This window comes from Allotamlana fucoidanivorans, from assembly GCF_045788535.1.
Lineage (GTDB): Bacteria > Bacteroidota > Bacteroidia > Flavobacteriales > Flavobacteriaceae > Allotamlana > Allotamlana fucoidanivorans.
In genome coordinates, this window is the sequence record NZ_CP074074.1 from 3,553,514 (window position 1) to 3,575,481 (window position 21,968).

General features: G+C 33.0%; 23 protein-coding genes. 21 read left to right on the forward strand and 2 right to left on the reverse strand.

The genetic code is table 11. From position 1 onward, the window contains the following. Positions 1 to 43 precede the first annotated feature (43 nt). Positions 44 to 1,378, forward strand: coding sequence for a site-specific integrase (locus KFZ70_RS15060; protein ID WP_139698482.1), 1,335 nt, complete (start codon positions 44 to 46; stop codon positions 1,376 to 1,378). After that, complete coding sequence (locus KFZ70_RS15065) at positions 1,371 to 2,078, forward strand: hypothetical protein (RefSeq protein WP_139698483.1); 708 nt, start codon at positions 1,371 to 1,373, stop codon at positions 2,076 to 2,078. The genes KFZ70_RS15060 and KFZ70_RS15065 overlap by 8 nt, the downstream gene beginning before the upstream one ends. An 885-nt stretch (positions 2,079 to 2,963) precedes the next feature. Here KFZ70_RS15065 and KFZ70_RS15070 read toward each other — a convergent pair. Then, on the reverse strand, positions 2,964 to 3,377 hold the full coding sequence (locus KFZ70_RS15070; RefSeq protein WP_139698484.1) for a hypothetical protein: 414 nt from the start codon (positions 3,375 to 3,377) through the stop codon (positions 2,964 to 2,966). Between the two features lie 81 nt (positions 3,378 to 3,458). Here KFZ70_RS15070 and KFZ70_RS15075 point away from each other — a divergent pair, with 81 nt between their 5' ends. The 14 genes from KFZ70_RS15075 (at position 3,459) to KFZ70_RS15140 (ending at position 16,239) form a co-directional block, all read left to right on the forward strand. After that, on the forward strand, positions 3,459 to 4,640 hold the full coding sequence (locus KFZ70_RS15075; RefSeq protein WP_139698485.1) for a tyrosine-type recombinase/integrase: 1,182 nt from the start codon (positions 3,459 to 3,461) through the stop codon (positions 4,638 to 4,640). A 197-nt stretch (positions 4,641 to 4,837) separates the two neighbouring features. Then, entirely contained in the window at positions 4,838 to 5,413 is a 576-nt protein-coding gene (locus KFZ70_RS15080; RefSeq protein WP_139698486.1) for a hypothetical protein, read from the forward strand. Positions 5,414 to 5,588: 175 nt separating this feature from the next. Then, positions 5,589 to 6,263, forward strand: coding sequence for a hypothetical protein (locus KFZ70_RS15085; protein ID WP_139698487.1), 675 nt, complete (start codon positions 5,589 to 5,591; stop codon positions 6,261 to 6,263). Between the two features lie 234 nt (positions 6,264 to 6,497). Further along, a complete protein-coding gene (locus KFZ70_RS15090; protein ID WP_158293227.1) occupies positions 6,498 to 7,244 on the forward strand; it encodes a carboxypeptidase-like regulatory domain-containing protein in 747 nt (248 codons plus the stop codon). Between the two features lie 219 nt (positions 7,245 to 7,463). Further along, positions 7,464 to 7,904: a hypothetical protein gene (locus KFZ70_RS15095; protein WP_139698489.1), complete on the forward strand. Its 441-nt coding sequence runs from the start codon at positions 7,464 to 7,466 to the stop codon at positions 7,902 to 7,904. Between the two features lie 738 nt (positions 7,905 to 8,642). Continuing rightward, a complete protein-coding gene (locus KFZ70_RS15100) occupies positions 8,643 to 9,245 on the forward strand; it encodes a hypothetical protein (RefSeq protein ID WP_139698899.1) in 603 nt (200 codons plus the stop codon). A 271-nt stretch (positions 9,246 to 9,516) separates the two neighbouring features. Then, positions 9,517 to 10,368 (forward strand): carboxypeptidase-like regulatory domain-containing protein, encoded by an 852-nt coding sequence (locus tag KFZ70_RS15105; protein WP_407515689.1) that lies wholly within the window; start codon positions 9,517 to 9,519, stop codon positions 10,366 to 10,368. A gap of 1,788 nt (positions 10,369 to 12,156) precedes the next feature. Then, positions 12,157 to 12,618 (forward strand): GNAT family N-acetyltransferase, encoded by a 462-nt coding sequence (locus KFZ70_RS15110; RefSeq protein ID WP_407515691.1) that lies wholly within the window; start codon positions 12,157 to 12,159, stop codon positions 12,616 to 12,618. A 141-nt stretch (positions 12,619 to 12,759) separates the two neighbouring features. Next, the gene (locus KFZ70_RS15115; protein ID WP_139698884.1) at positions 12,760 to 13,488 is read left to right on the forward strand and encodes a hypothetical protein; all 729 of its coding nucleotides are present in this window, start codon (positions 12,760 to 12,762) and stop codon (positions 13,486 to 13,488) included. 149 nt (positions 13,489 to 13,637) lie between these two features. Continuing rightward, positions 13,638 to 13,934 (forward strand): hypothetical protein, encoded by a 297-nt coding sequence (locus KFZ70_RS15120; RefSeq protein WP_139698885.1) that lies wholly within the window; start codon positions 13,638 to 13,640, stop codon positions 13,932 to 13,934. 116 nt (positions 13,935 to 14,050) lie between these two features. Continuing rightward, a complete protein-coding gene (locus tag KFZ70_RS15125) occupies positions 14,051 to 14,284 on the forward strand; it encodes a hypothetical protein (protein WP_407515693.1) in 234 nt (77 codons plus the stop codon). Between the two features lie 171 nt (positions 14,285 to 14,455). Beyond that, positions 14,456 to 14,878: a hypothetical protein gene (locus tag KFZ70_RS15130; protein ID WP_139698887.1), complete on the forward strand. Its 423-nt coding sequence runs from the start codon at positions 14,456 to 14,458 to the stop codon at positions 14,876 to 14,878. Between the two features lie 23 nt (positions 14,879 to 14,901). Next, complete coding sequence (locus KFZ70_RS15135; RefSeq protein ID WP_139698888.1) at positions 14,902 to 15,423, forward strand: STM3941 family protein; 522 nt, start codon at positions 14,902 to 14,904, stop codon at positions 15,421 to 15,423. A 126-nt stretch (positions 15,424 to 15,549) separates the two neighbouring features. Next, a complete protein-coding gene (locus tag KFZ70_RS15140; RefSeq protein WP_407515695.1) occupies positions 15,550 to 16,239 on the forward strand; it encodes a hypothetical protein in 690 nt (229 codons plus the stop codon). 62 nt (positions 16,240 to 16,301) lie between these two features. On the opposite strand, the gene KFZ70_RS15145 is transcribed toward KFZ70_RS15140, so the two are convergent. Continuing rightward, on the reverse strand, positions 16,302 to 17,867 hold the full coding sequence (locus KFZ70_RS15145) for an IS1182 family transposase (RefSeq protein WP_407515697.1): 1,566 nt from the start codon (positions 17,865 to 17,867) through the stop codon (positions 16,302 to 16,304). Between the two features lie 286 nt (positions 17,868 to 18,153). Here KFZ70_RS15145 and KFZ70_RS15150 point away from each other — a divergent pair, with 286 nt between their 5' ends. From KFZ70_RS15150 to KFZ70_RS15170, 5 genes are all read left to right on the forward strand, one after another. Then, a complete protein-coding gene (locus KFZ70_RS15150; protein WP_139698920.1) occupies positions 18,154 to 18,681 on the forward strand; it encodes a hypothetical protein in 528 nt (175 codons plus the stop codon). A gap of 879 nt (positions 18,682 to 19,560) precedes the next feature. Next, the gene (locus tag KFZ70_RS15155) at positions 19,561 to 19,947 is read left to right on the forward strand and encodes a hypothetical protein (protein WP_139698851.1); all 387 of its coding nucleotides are present in this window, start codon (positions 19,561 to 19,563) and stop codon (positions 19,945 to 19,947) included. A gap of 210 nt (positions 19,948 to 20,157) precedes the next feature. Next, positions 20,158 to 20,496: a DoxX-like family protein gene (locus KFZ70_RS15160; protein ID WP_317128568.1), complete on the forward strand. Its 339-nt coding sequence runs from the start codon at positions 20,158 to 20,160 to the stop codon at positions 20,494 to 20,496. Next, positions 20,493 to 21,227: a DUF2071 domain-containing protein gene (locus KFZ70_RS15165; RefSeq protein ID WP_139698850.1), complete on the forward strand. Its 735-nt coding sequence runs from the start codon at positions 20,493 to 20,495 to the stop codon at positions 21,225 to 21,227. Before KFZ70_RS15160 ends, KFZ70_RS15165 begins: the two co-directional genes overlap by 4 nt. Next, positions 21,218 to 21,967 carry a class I SAM-dependent methyltransferase gene (locus tag KFZ70_RS15170; RefSeq protein ID WP_139698849.1) on the forward strand — a complete coding sequence of 250 codons (750 nt, stop codon included), beginning with the start codon at positions 21,218 to 21,220 and terminating at the stop codon, positions 21,965 to 21,967. Before KFZ70_RS15165 ends, KFZ70_RS15170 begins: the two co-directional genes overlap by 10 nt. Position 21,968 lies beyond the last annotated feature (1 nt).

Consider the following 21,968-nt stretch of genomic DNA (forward strand, 5'->3'; position numbering starts at 1 on the left):
TCACGCATAATCAGCGGTTTAGTCTTCACTAAACCGTTTTTTTATGCTTAGTTCAAAACAAATTCATAGATTTGCATACGATTTTGAATACGAAAGTGCATACGATTTGCCCAAAACACCAAAATTTTCCAATCCAAAAATCTATTCCGCCAAAGGCGACTTATCCAAACGCTGGTATGTGTATTTTTCCTATGAACATCCTGAAACAGGAAAGTTAAAACGCTTAACCCCATTTTACGGACAAGCCAACAAGTACCAAACCAAAGAAGAACGTATGGAAGTTTTGGTGGTTTATAGAAAAGCACTGCTGCAGTTACTAAAACAAGGTTACAATCCTTTTTCAGACAATACCGAACTTCATAATAAGTTAAACGGAACATCGGAGCCTAATACCAAACCAACCGAACAAGGGGCAACATCAACAGAAAAAACAACGGCTACAACCCCAACAGCGCATCAAGAGCCAAGCATGTCTACCAAGGCGGCTTTTGATTTTGCCTTGCAACTAAAAGAAAAAGAAGTAAGCCCGCGTACCTTCAAAGACTACTCGTATAAAGCCAAATACTTTTTAAATTGGATTACTGAAACCCATTCAGATATAACAAGTATTGACCAACTGACCAAAAAACTTTTGGTTGAATTCTTAAATCAAATCCTTTTAAAAACATCAGCTAGAAATAGAAACAACTACCGTGTTGAGTTGGGCAGTTTATTGCAGGTTTTAGAAAATAATGAACTTATAACCACCAATCCTGTAAAACACATTACCATACTTAAATCTCAACCAAAGCGCAATAAAACCTATTCGCAAACTACACAAGAAAGCATATTTAAGCATTTAGAAGTTAACGACCCTATATTGCTGTTGTATATCAAATTTTTGTCTTATAACTTTTTACGTCCTGTAGAACTGTGTCGTTTAAAAATTGGTGACATCAACCTAAAAACTCATATCCTAGAGTTTAAAGCCAAAAACAGTCCTTTAAAAACTAAAATCATTCCTGATATTTTATGGCAAGATTTACCTGATTTATCTCAGATGAATAAGGATGACTATTTGTTTACCCCAAAAAAACTTGGTGGGCAATGGGCTATTGATGAGGTTAACAAGCGCGATTATTTTACCAAGCGTTTTAAAAAAGTGGTGAAGGATGTGTTTAAATTAGAACAAGATTACACCTTGTATAGTTTCCGTCATACCTTTATTACCAAGCTCTACCGTGCCTTAAGTGAAGAAAACACACCCTTTGAAGCCAAGAGTAAACTCATGCTTATTACAGGTCACAGTTCTATGAAAGCTTTAGAGAAGTATTTACGTGATATTGATGCGGAATTACCTGCTGATTATTCCAACCTATTAAGTCCAACAAATGGCTGATACCACTTTACATAAATTCTATTTGAGTTTATTGCCTAATGTGATTAGGGAATTGTATTTCTATATTCCAGATACAGACTTTGTAAAAGAAGTTTTAAAGGAGGTTGATAACATAGCCCATGTGCCTGTGAACATAGTATATGTGTTAGATGATTTTGACGGTCCTGTGGTGTATACTTCGGAAAGAAAACCCATAATGGCTTTTTCTCGCTCTGGCAGATTAGAACGTAATCTGTTTGCATTAGTTGAAAAGAAAGCGAAGGTATCGCCAGAAGCTTTTAAATATACCATTGATAAATACCTTAAACTACTTAAAGCCGTTTTGTATGTGTTGCAATGGATGGAGCAACATATGGCCGAATATATTAAAGACTCAGAAGCTACAATCGACATGTTTAGATTACAAACTCAAAATACAGAAACTCATGTTAAGCAGTTGATAACCGATTTTTATAACGACCCTAATGATGCGCCAAACACAACATTAAAAAATAGTGCAGATATCAATGTATATTACCAAGATCTGCAAGACTGTGTTTCGGGTTTGTCTCAGAGTGATACTTCAACGCAACAGATTACTGTAAAAGATAAACCATCAACCCAACACGTAAATAAAACATCTCAAAAAATTAAAGAGCCACTAATAACTAAGGAAAAGGCAAAAGCACAGTTATTAAGCTACTACTTCAATATCACATAAAGGATGTGTAAAGTACTGCGGTGCACTTTTGGTGCGGTCGTGGTGTGGTATAATATAGCTTTTCCACCCATACCTACGTAAAAGGTTTATTAAGAAACACATAACTAATCACAAAACCCATGTAAATTCACACCTAATGTAAGTGTTTTGAGTGCTCTTTGAGCGGTTTTTCAGTTTTTTATTCGTCTTTTTAAGTGGTATCTCAGTGCTGGACCGATTAACTATGGGTGATATTTAAGTGGTACTTCAGTGGTTATTAAGTGGTTTTGGTGTGGTATAATATTACTTGTTTACCTATACCTAAGTAAAGGCTTTTTAAGAAATACGCAACTAATCACATAAACCATGTAAACTCACACTTAATGTAAATGTTGTGAGTGGTTTTTTAGTTTTTCTTGGTCTTTTTAAGTGGTTTTTCAGTGGTGGCACAGTTGAATATGAGTGGTCTTTAAGTGGTACTTCAGTGGTGTTACATGATCGATAAACCAACCTGCGCATTAAAGTGTGAGGTTGAAGAATTCATTGGGTGTGGTTTGGTGCGGTATAATATAGCTTTTCCACCTATACCTACGCAAAGACTTTTTAAGCAACACCTACCTAATCACATAACCCATGTAAACTCACACTTAATATAAGTATTGTAAGTGGTGTTTGAGCGGTTTTGTAGTTATTATAAGTGTTATTTCAATGGAACATCAGTGGTCATTGAGTGGTTTTTTAGTTTTTTATCGTCTTTATAAGAGGTTTCTCAGAGGTGGAAAAGTTAAACAAGAGTGGTCTTTAAGTGGTACTTCATTGGTTATTAAGTGGTTTTGGTGCACTTTTGGTTTGGTTTGGCAGGAAGAAAAGCATAAATACAGCTAAAGATAATTAATACATAAACCATTAATCTAAATTCTGAATACGTACAGACCATGGATTGAATTTTATATTACTCATATAGTCTTGTTTTTGAATAATAAGTAGTTTGTCTTGACCCTTTTCTTGGATGGGCAAATAACCGTAATCGTAACAAAAAAAGTAAGTGCCTGTTTTAAATGGAAACATATCTGTGAAATATATAAATGAGAACCCTAGTTGATGTAAAACCGATTTTTTAACCGTACTTTTTCCACTGGGGCAGAACTGCGCTAATAAGCCTCTATTTTTTCTGAGTATTTTATTAATCTCTTGCATCTGCATTTCATGAGGTGCCCTGTTTTTGTTGTGATATATGCTTCTGCATTGAGCATCGCAAAATTTCTTATCCGATCTTCCCTTTAAAGGTTTGTTACAAGCTAAACATAATGTTAGTTCCATAAACGTTTTATTACATGTTTATATACGTATATAAACGTATAAATATACATTTTTTAATATGATATTTCTGATTTTTGATACATGAAACCACTTCCTCAAATCCGTCTGAAACGCGTTGCGCATCAAAACAAAGATATTTTAATCTTAGAGTTCAGGTATAATGACATGCTTATTCAAAAGGTAAAAGATACGGGCAAGGCCAGATGGAGCGCTACAAAAAAGGCGTGGTATTTGGTCTTTTCAGAATCCCATATCAACCTAATAAAACGTATTTTTCAGAATGAAGTTACATTTATAGAAGATGCTTCGTTGCTTTCAGTTCCTAGAGGCTTAAAACCAAAATATACAAAAGTTGGCAGAGTTATTTCCGAAGAAAACAAAACCATGATACGCAATTTTGTGTCTTATTTAAGAGGTAAGCGCTATAGTAAAAGTACAGTAAAAACTTATTTTACTTTTGTGGCTGACTTTTTTCAATATGCAAACCATATTCCCATAACAGATCTAACCAATCGTGATGTAGAATTATTTTTAGAAAATGTTTTTGTGCCCAGACAATATAGCATCAGTTCACAAAGGCAGTTTATTAGTGCCATGAAGTTGTTTCTGAAATTTAATACGAGCACTCAAATTGATGAATTACATTTAATTCGGCCAACGCGATCAAAATTATTACCGACCGTTTTATCTATAGAAGAAGTGGTTGAGATGCTGCGTTGCACTAAGAATTTAAAGCACAGAGCTATATTAGCTTTAATTTATTCGGCAGGACTCAGGATTAGTGAATTACTGAATTTACAATTGGCGCATATAGATATTGACAGACGGCAAATTTATGTAAAGAACTCAAAAGGCCGAAAGGATAGAACCATTATATTAGCGGAAAGTTTTTTACCCGTTTTTAAAAACTATTTTCATACGTATAAACCTGAATTCTATTTTGCTGAAGGTCAACCCAGACAACGTTATAGTGCAGAAAGTGTACGAGCTTTTTTAAGGCGTTCTTGCCGATTAGCGCGAATTTCAAAACGGGTGACACCCCATACATTAAGGCATAGCTATGCTACACATTTGTTGGAAAACGGCATTGATTTACGTTATATTCAAGAACTTTTGGGGCATGCCAAGCCTGAAACTACTATGATTTACACGCATGTAAGTAGAAAGGATTTGCTAAATATTCAAAGTCCGTTAGATATCGCTGTAAAGAAAATAGTTGCTATTCAAGAACAAGATACCCCGCGATTATCTAAGAATCTTTAGCTTACAAAAAACGTAGGAATAATTGTAAGAATTTCTGTTTAATTCAATATATTTGAGCAAGTGAAACCAGCACGACAGTGGTATTTTGGCTTTTGTATAAACTTAACGTTTATTACGTTTATCCGGAACGGTAAGCCAATAAACAGTATAGTCTGTTGGGATATAACGAGTTGTAAGTAATTTAACCCAAACCGAGAATGAAGTACCTGACAATAATAATACTTTCCTTATCGATACAATCCTGTGCCCAAGATTGTGAGAATGTTTATTTTACTGAAAATGATAAAACTTGGTTCTCTAATTACAATATTGGAGACAAACTAATTTTTAAATCTCAAAAGAATGATTTGGATACTATTTTCATAACTAATAAAGTATTGAAAGAACCAAATGGTAATTGCAAAACCTTCGTTTCTGGTGGATTTGATAGAGAGTTTGCAAGAATTGACTATAAAATTAAAAAAGACTCTCTGAAAATAATTGAGGACTATTTTATACAAATCAACGCAAATGAAAAAAAGAAAGATGCAAGTCCTGTCATTCGCTTATTAAATTTGGAATTTAGCAGTTTCAATAATATTCTTCCGAAAACAAAACAATCTGAATTAAAAACTGAATGGAAAAATGTTTACACGTTTAACAAAAATAATTGTCCTTATTCGAATCTAAATGGAAAATTTGGACTGACCGAATTTGAATGGGATAAAGAATTTGGACTTATCTCATACACAAATGAAAAGGGAGAAAAATGGACATTAATAAAAAAGGAATAAAAACTACTTACAACAATGTATAACCGCAATTACGGCGGATTCGACTACGTCCGAATCCACTCGGAATTGCTAACGTTAGTTCTAAACCGAAAATCATTAACCTTAAAACCGTAACGGACGGTTATACGAGACCGTTAGGCAACATTTGACAAACCAATCAACATCTGAATAGAATATGGGATTTTTTGATTTTTTAAGTTTAAAAACAACTGACGAAAAACTGACAGAAAAATTAGTGAATTTTGTTTACAACAGTATTCAATCTAAAAAAGGGGTTCGAGTAGAAGATGCGATATGTTTGATTTCTACAATTGTTGCAGAAAGATGTATTGAAGTTACGAATGAATTTTCAATTAACGAACACGAATTCGAACCTGGTTCAGCAGTTTTTTCCGAGAAAATTAATGAATTACTTGTTGGAGAAATCGCTGTAGAAAAATGGACTGAATTGCCTGAAGAATGTGTTTTTGCTAGAATTAAAAGTAAAATTAATTCTCATTTTGACAATAGTTCTTTTCCTTCTCTAACTGGAATTTTTGAAAATTACGCGAAGAATGTTGGAAAAACGGAATGGGGAAATCTAAATTTATCAATTCCAGAAGATAACAAACCATTCTTATTGCCATTACGAGTTGGATATGAAACAAGAAAATTCATTGATAATAATATAAATATTGAAAATAACGAAAAGACATTACAGATAGCGATTAATGCAATTGGAAAAATACTTATAGAAACTAAAATGGCTTTGGACTCATCAATTGCTTTGGTTATGACATTTGAAATTATAAATGGAATGTCTAAAACAGCAACAATGACTGACAAAAAAATGGCGGAATTAGAACCTTAAAAAAAATAAAAACGTTGCCTAACACCGTATAAAAAAAATTGCTAGTTTTAGCTAAACCAAAGTTAGTTGCTCGTTTGCTTGCTTCTGATTTTCCTTCGGAAAATCCTCGCACACAAACACGCAACTTTCCTTATACAACAACGTTATGCGTAAACTAAAAAAATGAAGAACCATATTTATACATTTATCCTGTTTCAACTTCTTACCTTTCAATCTTTTTCGCAAGAGATTGAAATGAACGGAATAATTGCTGATTCTGAAACTGAAAACCCAGTTGAATTTGTAAATATTGGTGTTTTAAATAAAAATAAAGGAACAATTTCAAATCTAAATGGAAAATTTAAACTGAGCGTTTCAAAGAAGTTTTTAAATGACAGTTTAACCATTAGTCATATAAATTATTATCCTGTTAAAATCCCAATCAAAAATTTTAATAATAAAACTATATTTTTAGAACCCAAAATAAATGAACTTTCCGAAGTTATAGTTTCTAATAAAAAGAAAAGGAATAGGAAAATAGGAGTTAAAAGTTATAACCCTTTATTATGGCTTGGTGCAATTTCGGAGGATATGGACATTATTGAGAATGCTCAAAGAATTAATATTCCAGATAAAACTGTTAGAGTAAAATATGTTAATATCTATTTAAGGGCAGGTTTTAAAGCTGACAGCAGTTTTGTTAGAATAAACTTCTACAAAAATGTGGACAACAAGCCTGATGAAAAAATTATTTTTGAAAATATAGTTCAGAAAAAAAAGATTGAACCTGGTTGGTTACAAATTGACCTGACAAAACAATATATTTATTTGGAAGAAGATTTTTTTGTTGGTGTGGAATTCATACCAAATTTTAAAAATAAACTTGAAGTATATATTGGGGCAATATTGACAAAAGGAAAAGGATATTCAAGAAGAAACAGCCTAGGGAAATGGAATAAACTTCAAGGAGCATCAACAATAAATGTAGAAATCGAATATTAAACGAGCAAAAGTCTACGCATAACAATGTATAAAAAAAATAGGGCAGAAAAGTGCTTAAACAAAGTCTTGGGCGTATTTGTGAAGTCGCCAAATCTTTTGATTTGGCTTTTTAAAAAATAAGATAAAAACAAAATGCAAAAGTTTTGGCTTGTGGATAATCTGAATGGACACCGTTTACAACCAGCCCTACTTTTCTTATACTAACCGTTGTGCTTAATTATGACAAACCAAGAAATCATTTCTGAAATCACATCGAGAGACACACATAAAGTTTGGAACTCATCTTGTAAAATAATTGAAATTGGACAGGACACTGAACGGATTATAGAACTAATTCCTTATTTGGACTTGATTAAGAACAAAACAAAAGGTTTAAAAATGGGAGGCGGATTAGCACCTAATCAACGATTTGTTGATTTTGCCATCAGAATACTCGAACATTATAAATCTAGTCAAGAGTGTTCTTGTAATCTATATTTAGAACATAGCATTAATCCCGAAAGAGAAGAAAAAAATGGATTTATAACAATATTAGAAAAAAAGCAAGGAGATTGGGAAATGGATTATCTTATCGCATGCTCAAAATGCGGAACGGAATACAAAGTTAATAGAAATGATGGCGGACATTTTCCTTATTTTGACTGGAAAAAAAATAACTAAGCACAACACCGGCTATAGTTCATTGCTTCTGACTTTCCTATCGGAAAGTCCTCGCAAATTTGCTATCTTCGGTTTACGGCGGAAAATCCTCGCGGATTTTCACGCAACGAAACCATAGCCAAACCGTTACCAAATATAGTGCAAGAGCGATATTCGGTGCTTGTTTAAAATATTGGTTTTTTGCCTAAAAATCAGTTCTAATTTTCAAAGTTTTGGCTCAAGTCCTTTTTTGAGAACTAAACGCCAATGTGTTGTTTTCTCTTTTGCTGTTTTTCGGTTTTTTTAAAATCTTTCAGGTGCTTTAAAAGGTCATTTCTAAGTCATCGATAATTTAGTTTATCTCAATCTAATCGGATTTTTAAGCAGTTTTATTTTTGCCCTTTTTCTGGCTGGCGTTCTGATTCGTTCTGATTTCAAAAAAGGTGTTCGTGCTCAATTTTGTGTTGCAACCTAAATGCCAAAAAAGTCGGTTTCTCTCAGCAAAGTTCATGCTGATTTTTGGTTTTTTTGCCAAATTTTGGTTGGCATTCTGCCTCGGTTGCATAAGGTGTATTTGCTTAATTCTGTGCTTTAACCGCTGTTCTGTGTTGCACAACATTAGGTAACAATGCACATACTTCATTGCTTGTTTTTGTTTGCTTACGAAAAGTTTTACAAAACTGCCAAATATCTGGCTTTATTTGCTATTTTTACGTAAGAAAACGCAACGAAAGCATGTACCAAACCGTTGCCATTAATATGAAAAAAGTCATAGTCTACTTACTAATTTTAGTCCCTTTAAATAGTTTCTCTCAAAATTGGCAAATCCCTGAAATCAAATGGGAAGAGAAAACTGAAACGGAAAATAATTACGTTGACTTACTAAAAATAAAAGATAGAAATTCATTAATTGTTAAAATTGGATATTCATCTTATTGGATAAAAGGGCAGAATTCGGAATTTATCGTTTACCAAAATGACGGAAAAGTGAAACGATTTGTTGTTTATCAACCAAATTCAGCTGAATTAAAAACTAAAATCAAGCGCAAAGGAATTAAGAAAAAGGATTACCAATATTATTGGAATCATTTGAACAAAATCATTCAAGAAAATGATTATATAATAGATAAATCAAAATTAAATATTGACGAAAAAAAGGGAGAAGAAGAAGGAACTGTCGTTACAAAAATAATTTCTGATGGAGTTGACTATAGTTTTTGGATTTGTCAAGGAAAGAATTACATAGCTTATGGGAGTTATTCGCCGAAATCATTTATTGAAGATAAATTTCCAGGTTGGGAAGAAAGACAAAAACTTGTCGATTTAATTAACGGATTTGAAAATTTAACCGAAAAATACTAATGGCAACAACGGCTATAATTCAGCGTGGCGGTTTTTTTCCATCGGAAAAAAACGTACTTTTATGAAAGCTGATTCCGTCGCTGAAAATTCCACTGAATTTTCCACGCCGAAATCATAGCCCGAACCGTTGTAATGCATTTGACTAACTCAAAAGTCCATTTCACTAATTGTGACTTTTTTACATCTAGGTAAAGAATAACTTTGAAAAAGAATTTAAAAAATTATTTTGAAATATTCCCTATTCATATTGCTATTTTCCTTTTTCTCTGTCGTGTTCGGACAAACAACTGAATATTCGGGAGTTGTAAAAATCAAAGGAGATAAACATCCTTTACCTGGTGTATCTGTGATGATAAAGGGAACAAAAATTGGAACACAAACTGACTTTGACGGATATTTTAAAATTAATGTTCCTGATTCTCTTAACACTCTTTCATTCTTATATGTAGGTATAAAGCCATTGGATTATAAACTAAATGAAAAGAAATTTCTTGAAATTTTTCTCAAAGAAGACTGTACAGTTTGTTTTTTAGACCATCAACAAATTGCAATATATGCTCAAAGTGGAGTAATTGGAAACCCCTTAGGAGGCCAATTGGACTTTTCTTTTCCAGCATTCTTTCGGGATTTAACATTAAAAACTGGATTTGGCTACCAAACAAACTTTAATGAAAATAGATTTTTGAGTGCCTTTATCAATCTAGAGCACTTATTTGTGGACTGCGGATTTAGCATTGATATTAATTCTTCGGTTAGAAATTTCAATTATGACAATAACATTGATTCCAATGTTTTGAGTCTAGAAAGTAGTATAAATCTACGAGGCATTCAAATAATAACAGGATTTAGCAACGTGGATTTTTTTGAATTAGATAAAAATAAAGTTATTAAATCAAACGGTGTTCTTGTTGGAATTGGGACTTGGATTGGACCTCCGTTTTATGCATCAGTCAAAGCAAAAACAAGTATTTTTAAGAACTTAAGCGAATACCAAGTAGAAATTAAACGGACTTATAAACAACTTTCAAGTTTCATCCGTTATAACAAAATTGGAGGTTTTAACGAGTTAAGTTTGGGAATCGGATATGAATTCACCTACTATTTAAAAAAGAGAGAAAAATAAAAACGCATTACAACAAAGTATAAAAATAATGCTTAAGTTTAATACTAAATCTAAAGGTTAGTGTGTATTTGGTCACTCTGATTTTCCTGCGGAAAATCCTCGGACACAAAACCGCACTATTCTTATACGTAACCGTTACCAAATATAGTGCAAGAGCGATATTCGGTGCTTGTTTAAAATATTGGTTTTTTGCCTAAAAATCAGTTCTAATTTTCAAAGTTTTGGCTCAAGTCCTTTTTTGAGAACTAAACGCCAATGTGTTGTTTTCTCTTTTGCTGTTTTTCGGTTTTTTTAAAATCTTTCAGGTGCTTTAAAAGGTCATTTCTAAGTCATCGATAATTTAGTTTATCTCAATCTAATCGGATTTTTAAGCAGTTTTCTTTTTGCCCTTTTTCTGGCTGGCGTTCTGATTCGTTCTGATTTCAAAAAAGGTGTTCGTACTCAATTTTGTGTTGCAACCTAAATGCCAAAAAAGTCGGTTTCTCTCAGCAAAGTTCATGCTGATTTTTGGTTTTTTTGCCAAATTTTGGTTGGCATTCTGCCTCGGTTGCATAAGGTGTATTTGCTTAATTCTGTGCTTTAACCGCTGTTCTGTGTTGCACAACATTAGGTAACAATGCACATACTTCATTGCTTGTTTTTGTTTGCTTACGAAAAGTTTTACAAAACTGCCAAATATCTGGCTTTATTTGCTATTTTTACGTAAGAAAACGCAACGAAAGCATGTACCAAACCGTTGGTTACAATAACTCCGAACAAACTTCACGTTGGATTTTAAAATTAATTCTGACCTTTATTATTAACTCAAATCTTATCTGACTTTACTTAATCGGAACGCTGATTTTGAGATTCAAATTTTGGATAGAACAAATAATACGCTTTCTAACAAAACTCAAATTTTTAAATTCTCACTCAAACGTATTTCGGACTTTACTCTTGCGTAAAAAATATATGCTCACTCTTGTGTTTTACGGACTTCACTCAGACGCAAACAACACGGATTAAAAAGCTTACTCAAAACCAAAAACTCGGACATTTTTCAACTCGTGCTCACTCAAATGTGTCGTTACGGTAACCAACAATGGCTAAAATTAATTGCTTCGGAATTTTCTGCCGAAAATTCCTCTTTCTTTGCTATATTTGGTTCATGGCGGAAAGAATCCTGCGGATTTTTCCGCAACATAATCTTAGCCAAGGCCGTTACCAAATATAGTGCAAGAGCGATATTCGGTGCTTGTTTAAAATATTGGTTTTTTGCCTAAAAATCAGTTCTAATTTTCAAAGTTTTGGCTCAAGTCCTTTTTTGAGAACTAAACGCCAATGTGTTGTTTTCTCTTTTGCTCTTTTTCGGTTTTTTTAAAATCTTTCAGGTGCTTTAAAAGGTCATTTCTAAGGCATCGATAATTTAGTTTATCTTAATCTAATCGGATTTTTAAGCAGTTTTATTTTTGCCCTTTTTCTGGCTGGCGTTCTGATTCGTTCTGATTTCAAAAAAGGTGTTCGTGCTCAATTTTGTGTTGCAACCTAAATGCCAAAAAAGTCGGTTTCTCTCAGCAAAGTTCATGCTGATTTTTGGTTTTTTTGCCAAATTTTGGTTGGCATTCTGCCTCGGTTGCATAAGGTGTATTTGCTAAATTCTGTGCTTTAACCGCTGTTCTGTGTTGCACAACATTAGGTAACAATGCACATACTTCATTGCTTGTTTTTGTTTGCTTACGAAAAGTTTTACAAAACTGCCAAATATCTGGCTTTATTTGCTATTTTTACGTAAGAAAACGCAACGAAAGCATGTACCAAACCGTTGGCATTAATACGAAAATGAACATAAAAGTAACCGACATAATCAACAAGAAAACTTATGATAAAGTTGTCGAATTACTTGTAGAATATAATTTGAGTAAAACACAAGAACTCAAAAATGAAATTAACAAGCCGATTGAAATAATTGCTCGGGATAACAACGGTGAAATAATAGGTGGTCTTTATGGACGTTCTATTTGGGGAACATTGGAGATAAAAACTTTTGTTATAAAACCGGAAAACCGTAATAACGGAATCGGAAGAAAATTAATTTTAGAAGCGGAAAAAGAAGCCAAAACCCGAAATTGTCGTTATATGAGTTTGGATACTTTTTCATTCCAAGCACCTGAGTTTTATGAAAAACTAGGCTTTATAAAAATTGGAACTGAGACTGATTTCCCAAAAGGTTTTGAAAAGTATTACTATCGGAAAGAAATACAAAAAACATAATGCCAACAATGGCTATAATTCATTGTGGGCTTTGTTCTAAAATTCAAACTTTGTACTTTTAATCCGGCATGATTTCACAAGCGGAAAAGTCTGTCGACGTTTTCCACAACGAAATCATAGCCTAAACCGTTGCAGGTAATTATGAAAAACCACATCCTGACATTAATATTTTTGAAAGTATCTTTCGCTAGTCTTGCCCAAAAGCAAACGCCTGAGTTAGATAATTGGATAAAAACAAATAATATAGAATTTAATAATCCAAATGCACCAAACGGATTTGAACACTTTTTGAATTGTGACAAAATTCACGCTTATCGAAAGACTATTGGAGATACTATAATTATATATTCTAGAGGTAGTTCAATAGCAGAAAATATTGAGCAATTAAAGAAAAGTATTAAAAAACGTGAATTTAATGTATATCGCTATCCTGCTTACAAACAAAGCAATGGAACAATTGTAATGCAAAATTTAAGAAAATGGACTTTTTTAAGGCGTAATGATTCTCTTTATCTATTAGATACAAATAATGACAAAAAAATAAAATCACACACTCAAATTTCAATGGATTTTATGACGAAAAAAATCAACAAAGAGGAATTTCTAAAAAAAGTAGCGGAAAATGATAAAAAGGATTTTGGATTTCAACCAAAATTTAAATTAATATATTGGAATGGAATTTTTGACCAAACCAATCAACATACTTTTAATAAAAAAGAAAATTTCAGACAAGAAAAAGTACAGTTGATAAAACAATGGGTTAAAAATGACCAAATCTTTTATAAAATAAAACTAGAAACTAATACAGCGGGTGATTACACTTTTTCAGAGGATTTTTCATTTATAAACACAGAAATTTGCGAAAAATAACTACCTGCAACACCGTATATAAAAAATTGCTAGTATTAGCTAAACCAAAGTTAGTTGCTCGTTTGCTAGCTTCTGATTTTCCTGCGGAAAATCCTCGCACACAAACACGCAACTTTCCATATACATAATCGTTGGCAACAAGCTGAGAAATGAAAATAACAACTAAAATATTAACGATAATTCTATTCTTTGGACTATTAAGTTGTGATTTTAAAAATGAAAATCAAGAATATGCCGAAATGCTAATTGAAAAAGTTGAAACGTTTAAAAAGGAAAATAATAGACTACCAAAAAACGTATCCGAATTTGGATTGACTGAATTTATGGATAGTCCAGCCTTTTATCAAATGGAAAATGATTCAACATACATTATTTGGTATGGATTAAGTGTTGGAGAATCCAAGATTTATAGGTCTTCAACTAAAAAATGGACAAAAGAGGGATGAAGAAATTAATTCTAATATGTTTTTGTTTGTTTGTCGCTTGTGGACCTAAACAAATAAAATTCGAACAATCTAAATGGAATAAAAGTTTTGACGGATTTTATGAATTTCGAGAACATATGGTTAACGACTTAATTGAGAATCATTTACAAAAAGGAATGTCTTATAAAAACGTAATTGATTTATTGGGAGAACCTGGAAATTATATGGACATCGAACCCGATGAAATAGTCTATGAAATAATGGTTGATTATGGATGGAATATTGACCCAATGGAAGGAAAAGATTTATATATAAAATTTGGAAAAGACTCAACTCTAATTAATTCAAGATTGGAACATTGGGAACATTAAAAAAATAAAGCCAGTTGCCAACACCGTGTATAATTCATTGCTAGTGCAGGCTTACTTACGAAAATCCTCGCGGATTTTCTATTCGGTTTGTATTTGCTAAATTAGTTGCTGAAACACGCAACGAAATCATACACAAACTCGTTGGGCAACATTTGAGAAACCGTGAATTAAATGAAAAAATGGATATTAATAATAATCGGAATTCTTCTAATTGGAATTGTTGGAATCGGAATTAAAATTAACTCGGATTTTGACAAAGTTGCGGAAGCATTTCATTCTGAACATTCTCTAAAAGGAGCTGATTTTATTCTTATTTCCGACTCTATTTCACCGAATAAAAAACACAAATATTACGAATATCAATTTGACAATGGCGGATTTGGATATTCAAGAGTTTTTTGGTCAGTTATAGAAAATAATGAAAACAAATCTGATCTTGAAAAAGGACTAATTCCAGATGGATTTAAAATAATTGGGTGGACAAATGACAATGAACTGATTTTAGAAAAATGGGAACCTTATTACGAAATAAAGAAAACCGAATTGAAAAACGGAATAGAATTAAACGGAGTGAAAATCACTCTAACAGAATAAAAAACGTTTGGTAATATTTGAGAATGACTGAAATAAAACTTTATAAATCCAAACAAAGAGCAATCCGACTGATATTATTATGCACACCTTTTGTGCTAATCGGAATTTGGATGCTTGCAGATAAACCATTGATAGGTTGGCTTTCCATTGGTTTTTTTGGGCTTGGTTATCCATTAGGAATTTATAACCTGATTGACAAAAGACCGATGATTATAATAAATGAAATTGGAATTTTTGACAGAAGCGCAAATAAAGATTTTATTAATTGGGAATTAATACAAGATGCTTATCCAATAAATATCAATGGACAAAAATTCATTTGTTTAATAATTAACGAAAAGTTTAAACCTTCCAGAAAAAAAGGAGTAATTTATAGAAGTACAGTAAAACTAAATGAAGCGATTGGTGCTCAAGAATTAAATATACATTTAGGACAAATTGAAAAAATTGACGAAATTAAATTGACTGAATTTATTCTTGAAATGTCAAAAGCTGACAAAACAACTAAATCCGAATTAATAAAAACGTTGCCCAACACCGTATAAAATTAATTGCTAGTTCTAGCCTACTTACGAAAATCCTCGCGGATTTTCTATTCGGTTTGTATTTGCTAAATTAGGTGCTTAAACCACGCAACTAATCTTATACAAACACGTTGCCAGTAATTTAAAATGACCTTGGAAATAACGAAAAAAGAAGTTGAAAAATTAATTAAAATAAGAGAAAATGACACTGTTAAAAATCATTTTCTTACAGTCATTTCACGTGATTTTCAGGCAAAAGGTGAAATAACTTCGAATAAAATAAAATTCTGGAAACAAGGATTTTGGAATATGTCAACTTATCCTATATTTATATTTGAATTTAACTCAGAAAATCATTTAATAAACATTACTGATAAAATAAATCCAATTGGTAAAATATTTAATCTAATAATATTAATACCTATAATTTTTTTAATTGTCATACAATTTATAAATGGCAGTAATTTAATTGATAACTGGTTACCGTTTACTCTTTTTGGTATAATTTTATTGTTACTTATTTTGATTGTTCAAAAAGTCTATAATTTTGAAAAACAAAACCAACTTGAAAAAATTTATGCCCTTTTAGATATAGAAACAGAAGAAAAGAATGCTGAAAAAGAATGGAGTTATAAAAAAATAATTACTCGGATTTTTATGTATCCTTTTTGCATTGGACTTATACTTTTGGCCATATTCTTACTTTTCCCAGATGGAAAAATAATTTATGCAATTGCCTGTCTTGCTATAGCTGGAGCTTATTTATTTAGTGACATAAAAATATTAATCGGAAAAAAAACTACTGCCAACAATGGTAGCCGTTGCACGAGCCCATAATTTTATAAAAACTTGAATTACAAACGCCTATTTTCAGGGCGTTTGTTGTTTTTGGTAGTTATTCACCATCTAAAATCAAGATGCTTTCTGGGGCTAATAACAAGGCCTATTATGCCTTTATACATGCAAAAATGAGTTTGCAGACTTGCCGCCCCGCTTTTACTGTGTTTTTCTATGAATTTCAAGTACTTTTTAAGGTTGTAGGCTATGGCCGAGAGCTGCATACACTTATTAGCTTGCTTAATGCCAATGGTATTGACTTTCCTAAGTCCCATAAACTGGGTTAAGGTTCCAAATACGGGCTCTACTGTGCTTTGTCGCTTGGCTTTCATATAGCGCCCCTGTGGACTATTTACACGCCCAATGTTTCGCTCATACTCCGCGCGGTAATACGTTACGGTGAATTTCTTTTCCTGGGCACTCTTACCTAAACACTCACGGCGGATTGGACAATCGATACACACTTTCTTTGAGGCGCGGTATTCTTTCTTCTTGGTGTGGTTCTTTGTTTCATAAAACACCTTTTTAAAAGGAATGATCTTACCTTGTGAGCAAACATAATAATCTTGGGTTTCATTATAGGTAAACCCGTCTGGGCAGCCTTTATAAGTCCCGTGTGCCGGAATAAAACTCTTTAAATTCCTCCCTTCCAGAAAGGCGTAATTCTCTCCACTGCTATACCCGGTATCGGCCACACAGTTTTCCCAGACTAATCCTGATCGGCGTAAGCGACGTTGTACGCGAACCACGATGTCTGCTAATTGTTGATTATCTTTTCCATCGGCATGATAAGCCTTAATATCACTAATCACATGATGAGCTGTATCTACCGTAAGCTGACTTTGGTAATTCAGCTTTCTGGATTTACCCGGTTTAACACTAATGCGGGCATCGGGGTCTGTTGGGCTGTAGTGGGTTTTGTTACTGGTATATCTGCTGCCTTTATTGCCCGCTCCGGGACGCTGGTCCTGTTCCTTTGCCCATTTACTGTTTCTGCTTTTTATGGCTTGTAACTCCTTAGCACTGGCCGATAAAGTTTGCTGATCAATATCCGCTTTGTTGCCTTTAGCCTGATGTAGCGGTTGGTCTTTATCACGTTTACTGATATGGCGGATTTTTCGCAGGTGGCTGTCCAAATCTGCTTCTGGGACCTTGAGTTCCAAACTGTCCATAGAAGCATTGGCCTTGACAGGGGCACTGTCGATGGCCTGAGTATGCCCACTGACCATTCCGGCCGATACACAAAGCTCAAAAACTCTGCCAAATACCGCTTCAAATACAGACTCCGGAAACAATCCTCGAGTACGACTGATGGTAGAATGCCATGGTAATTCTTCATCAATATCATAACCTAGAAAATAAAGAATATCCAAACGCATACTGCAATGCTCGATGAGCTTGCGGTCGCTGGTGATGTTTTCCAGATACCCCACCAGACAAAGTTTAAAAAACACCACAGGATCTATGCTCTTTTGACCACTGCTACCATAATATCCTTTGGTTTCTTGATACAGAAACTCTAATTGTAAAACACCCTTTAATCGGCGATAGAAATTGTGCTCTGGTACACGAACACTTAACTGAAAATTGTTGAATAATTTCTCCTGATACTCTTTTTTGCCTTGCATTATTAAACATAAGAATTATAATACAATTTATGAAATTTTATCTTATATTTATCACGTTGTGCAACAGGCACAATGGCTATAAGTAATTGCTTGTTCTCGCCTACTTCTGAAAATCCTCGCGGATTTTCAGTTTGGTGTGTACTTGCTAAATTAAGTGTTAACCCACGCAACTACTCATAGCCGAGATCGTTGGCAATAATGTTAACCTAATTCTATAAAATTCAGATAATCCTTAATTTAAAATAAAATGCGAAATATTACCTCCGCTTTAATGTTGTTAATAACTATGTCATTATATTCTCAAAACAATAAAGATCATAAATTGTTTTTAAAAGATAGTACAGTTTTAATAGCAAAGCAGGTTAATACTACTTCAAATAGAAAATGTGCAATAGTGACCACAAAAGATGGTGAAAGACTAAAAATACCATATAACAAAATATACAGGCATCTATATTATTTAAGAAATACTGTTTTTTCCCCTAGAAACGTTAAACGTTTGACTGAATTTGTTTTGATATCAGAGGATAAAGGCGATATGATGAATGTCCATGTCGAAGGTAGATGCAATTTATACACGGGCTATATACCACAACTTAGAAATAGTGGAGCGTATGGGTTTTATGTTAAAAGAAATGGAGAAAATATTGCAACATGTATTGCGAGTACAAACTGGATGGAATCTAGAAATTTTAAAGAAATTGCAACTGATTATTTCAAGGATTGCCCCGAGATGGTAGAACAAATCCAAATTAGACTTGATAAAAATAATATAGAGGAATTAATCGAATTTTACAATAACCAATGTCAATAATCATCTGAATTCTTATTTAGAAATTAAAATAAAAACAAATTATTAAATTAATTGACCCAGTAAAATATATTAAAACACTATTGCCAACAATGGCTATAAGTAATTGCTTGTTCTCGCCTACTTCTGAAAATCCTAGCGGATTTTCAGTTCGGTGTGTACTTGCTAAATTAAGTGCTAACCCACGCAACTACTCATAGCCGAAACGTTACCAAATATAGTGCAAGAGCGATATTCGGTGCTTGTTTAAAATATTGGTTTTTTGCCTAAAAATCAGTTCTAATTTTCAAAGTTTTGGCTCAAGTCCTTTTTTGAGAACTAAACGCCAATGTGTTGTTTTCTCTTTTGCTGTTTTTCGGTTTTTTTAAAATCTTTCAGGTGCTTTAAAAGGTCATTTCTAAGTCATCGATAATTTAGTTTATCTCAATCTAATCGGATTTTTAAGCAGTTTTCTTTTTGCCCTTTTTCTGGCTGGCGTTCTGATTCGTTCTGATTTCAAAAAAGGTGTTCGTGCTCAATTTTGTGTTGCAACCTAAATGCCAAAAAAGTCGGTTTCTCTCAGCAAAGTTCATGCTGATTTTTGGTTTTTTTGCCAAATTTTGGTTGGCATTCTGCCTCGGTTGCATAAGGTGTATTTGCTTAATTCTGTGCTTTAACCGCTGTTCTGTGTTGCACAACATTAGGTAACAATGCACATACTTCATTGCTTGTTTTTTTTGCTTACGAAAAGTTTTACAAAACTGCCAAATATCTGGCTTTATTTGCTATTTTTACGTAAGAAAACGCAACGAAAGCATGTACCAAACCGTTAGCATACATTTGAAAATGACACTTTCCGAAGTATATTTTTATATAATTATTATCATTTACCAACTCTTCAGTATGGTAATAATAACATTTACGGAAGACCTAAAAGATGACAAATATTTTAAAAGATATTTAAAAATCACTTTCTTAATCGGATTTCTTGGAATTATAATGGAGTTATTGAATTGGACTTATTTCTGCCCATTTAATTGCACTCTTCTGACTTTCTCACCTTTTCTGACTTTGTTAATCTCAAAAGGGATTATTGAATTTTATAAAAAAGTTTTTAAAAGAGAAGCTTATCAAATGCAATGGGGAAAATTGTCAGACGGAATTTGGACAAAGAACAACGGAGATTTAAAAAATAGAGGATATTATGGTTGGTACAGCGTTAATATTGGGAGCTTTCCGATTTTTATAATTACAACTATCTTTTTGCTAATAGAAAAAAACGTATGCTAACATTGTATAAAAATAATGCGTAATTTAGTACAAAACCTAAAGTTAGTGCGCATTTGGTCACTCTGATTTTCCTACGGAAAATCCTCGGACACAAAACCGCACTATTCTTATACATAAACGTTGGCAGTAAGTGAAGGAAAACCCCGAAAAAAATTGACAAACGAGAAAAAAAGCAAAATACTAACCTACCTTATCGCGACCCTTTGGATAGTGAACGGACTTTATTGCAAAGTACTAAACCTTGTTCCCAGACACGAAGAAATTGTAGCCCGAATATTAGGTGAAGACTATTCCCGACCGCTCACAATTTTCATCGGACTTTCCGAAATCATAATGGCAATTTGGATTTTGACAAGGTTTAAATCAAAACTTAACGCTATAGTACAAATTGTGGTTGTTGCAACAATGAACATCATTGAATTTGTTGCAGTCACCGACTTGCTACTTTGGGGAAAATTAAACATTGTTTTTGCTTTACTTTTCATCGGGTTGGTTTACTACAACGAATTTATACTTAACAAAAACACCAACTCATTTACAGCAATATGAACTTCCTAAAAAACCATCCGTTTGCCGTTGAAGCATTTTTTGAAAGTTCGTTGGTACTGACTTTTTCCGTTCCTAAAGAACAACTTCAAAATTTGATTCCTGAATGTTTGGAATTGGATACTTTTCAAGACAAATGGGCTTTTTTGGCAATTGCAATGGTTCAAACAAAGGGTTTGCGACCAAAGGGCTTTCCAAAATTTTTGGGTAATGATTTTTTCCTAATCGGTTATCGGATTTTTGTTCGCTACAGGAATCAAGCAGGCAAACGGTTAAGGGGATTATACATAATCAAATCGCAAACCGACAAAAAGAAGATGGAATTTTTCGGTAACATTTTTACGCATTACAATTACACCACAACAAACATAAAACTAACAACAGAAGGAAATTTCAGAACTATAAAATCGGAGAAATCAAAATTTCATATTACAGTTGAGCAAACAGACAGGGAAATTCAAATTCCAGAAAATTCACCATTTACCGACTGGAAAGATGCCCGAAAATTTGCAGGACCTTTGCCTCATACTTTTACCGTGAACTCAAAAGATAAAACCATACTTACGATTTTGGGAGTTCGACAAAATTGGAAACCAGAACCCGTAAAAGTGGAAAGTTACCATTTTGACTTTCTGAACAGTTTGAAACTTCAAAACATAGTTTTGGCAAATGCTTTTGAGATTGAAAATGTACCCTATCACTGGGAAAAAGGCAAGATTGAAAAATGGAAGTAAATAGACGAAAATTTCAGGGAGTTCTTAATATCCTAAGTTTCAACAGGCATTTTTACGTGTTTGGACTCATTGCACTGTTGTTGATTATTGGGAGTAAATATATTTTCAACTGGAATAACAGCTTGTTTTGGTTAGTGATTAGTGGATTTATCTATGGACTTACAATGCCCTTAATCGTTTCTGCCTTCGTTTACGATTTTTCAGGCTTTTACAATTTCGACTGGCTGAAAAAATTGAACCTAGAAGATTCAAAACAAAATCTTAACCTAAACATCAATGCCGGTTTTGATGAAACAAGCTATATCATAAAAAACGTTTTACCCAAATCAGAATTACAAGTTTATGATTTTTACGATGCCAAACAGCATACAGAACCTGCAATAATCAGAGCAAGAAAAGTGAGTTTGGTCTATCCAAATACCAAACAAATACAATCAAACATAATTCCATTATCCGACAATTCGGTTGACAACATTTTTTTACTTTCAGCTATCCACGAAATACGAAAACAAGACGAAAAAATACAATTTTTAAAAGAGTGTAGAAGGGTTTGCAAACCCAATGGAAATGTAATTATGGTGGAACATTTAAGGGATTTACCTAACTTTCTTGCGTTTACCGTCGGCTTTACACATTTCTTTTCAAAAACAACTTGGGTTAAGGCATTCAAAGAAGCTGGTTTTACATCAATCAACGAAACAAAATTCACACCGTTTATGTCAATTTTCGAGTCTAAATAAC

Bases quoted from the DNA above. Each gene is read 5' to 3' on its own strand.
- KFZ70_RS15060 (WP_139698482.1), top strand. From the start codon at position 44: ATGCTTAGTTCAAAACAAATTCATAGATTTGCATACGATTTTGAATAC.
- KFZ70_RS15065 (WP_139698483.1), top strand. From the start codon at position 1,371: ATGGCTGATACCACTTTACATAAATTCTATTTGAGTTTATTGCCTAAT.
- KFZ70_RS15070 (WP_139698484.1), bottom strand. From the start codon at position 3,377: ATGGAACTAACATTATGTTTAGCTTGTAACAAACCTTTAAAGGGAAGA.
- KFZ70_RS15075 (WP_139698485.1), top strand. From the start codon at position 3,459: ATGAAACCACTTCCTCAAATCCGTCTGAAACGCGTTGCGCATCAAAAC.
- KFZ70_RS15080 (WP_139698486.1), top strand. From the start codon at position 4,838: ATGAAGTACCTGACAATAATAATACTTTCCTTATCGATACAATCCTGT.
- KFZ70_RS15085 (WP_139698487.1), top strand. From the start codon at position 5,589: ATGGGATTTTTTGATTTTTTAAGTTTAAAAACAACTGACGAAAAACTG.
- KFZ70_RS15090 (WP_158293227.1), top strand. From the start codon at position 6,498: ATGAACGGAATAATTGCTGATTCTGAAACTGAAAACCCAGTTGAATTT.
- KFZ70_RS15095 (WP_139698489.1), top strand. From the start codon at position 7,464: ATGACAAACCAAGAAATCATTTCTGAAATCACATCGAGAGACACACAT.
- KFZ70_RS15100 (WP_139698899.1), top strand. From the start codon at position 8,643: ATGAAAAAAGTCATAGTCTACTTACTAATTTTAGTCCCTTTAAATAGT.
- KFZ70_RS15110 (WP_407515691.1), top strand. From the start codon at position 12,157: ATGTACCAAACCGTTGGCATTAATACGAAAATGAACATAAAAGTAACC.
- KFZ70_RS15115 (WP_139698884.1), top strand. From the start codon at position 12,760: ATGAAAAACCACATCCTGACATTAATATTTTTGAAAGTATCTTTCGCT.
- KFZ70_RS15120 (WP_139698885.1), top strand. From the start codon at position 13,638: ATGAAAATAACAACTAAAATATTAACGATAATTCTATTCTTTGGACTA.
- KFZ70_RS15125 (WP_407515693.1), top strand. From the start codon at position 14,051: ATGGTTAACGACTTAATTGAGAATCATTTACAAAAAGGAATGTCTTAT.
- KFZ70_RS15130 (WP_139698887.1), top strand. From the start codon at position 14,456: ATGAAAAAATGGATATTAATAATAATCGGAATTCTTCTAATTGGAATT.
- KFZ70_RS15135 (WP_139698888.1), top strand. From the start codon at position 14,902: ATGACTGAAATAAAACTTTATAAATCCAAACAAAGAGCAATCCGACTG.
- KFZ70_RS15140 (WP_407515695.1), top strand. From the start codon at position 15,550: ATGACCTTGGAAATAACGAAAAAAGAAGTTGAAAAATTAATTAAAATA.
- KFZ70_RS15145 (WP_407515697.1), bottom strand. From the start codon at position 17,867: ATGCAAGGCAAAAAAGAGTATCAGGAGAAATTATTCAACAATTTTCAG.
- KFZ70_RS15150 (WP_139698920.1), top strand. From the start codon at position 18,154: ATGTCATTATATTCTCAAAACAATAAAGATCATAAATTGTTTTTAAAA.
- KFZ70_RS15155 (WP_139698851.1), top strand. From the start codon at position 19,561: ATGGTAATAATAACATTTACGGAAGACCTAAAAGATGACAAATATTTT.
- KFZ70_RS15165 (WP_139698850.1), top strand. From the start codon at position 20,493: ATGAACTTCCTAAAAAACCATCCGTTTGCCGTTGAAGCATTTTTTGAA.
- KFZ70_RS15170 (WP_139698849.1), top strand. From the start codon at position 21,218: ATGGAAGTAAATAGACGAAAATTTCAGGGAGTTCTTAATATCCTAAGT.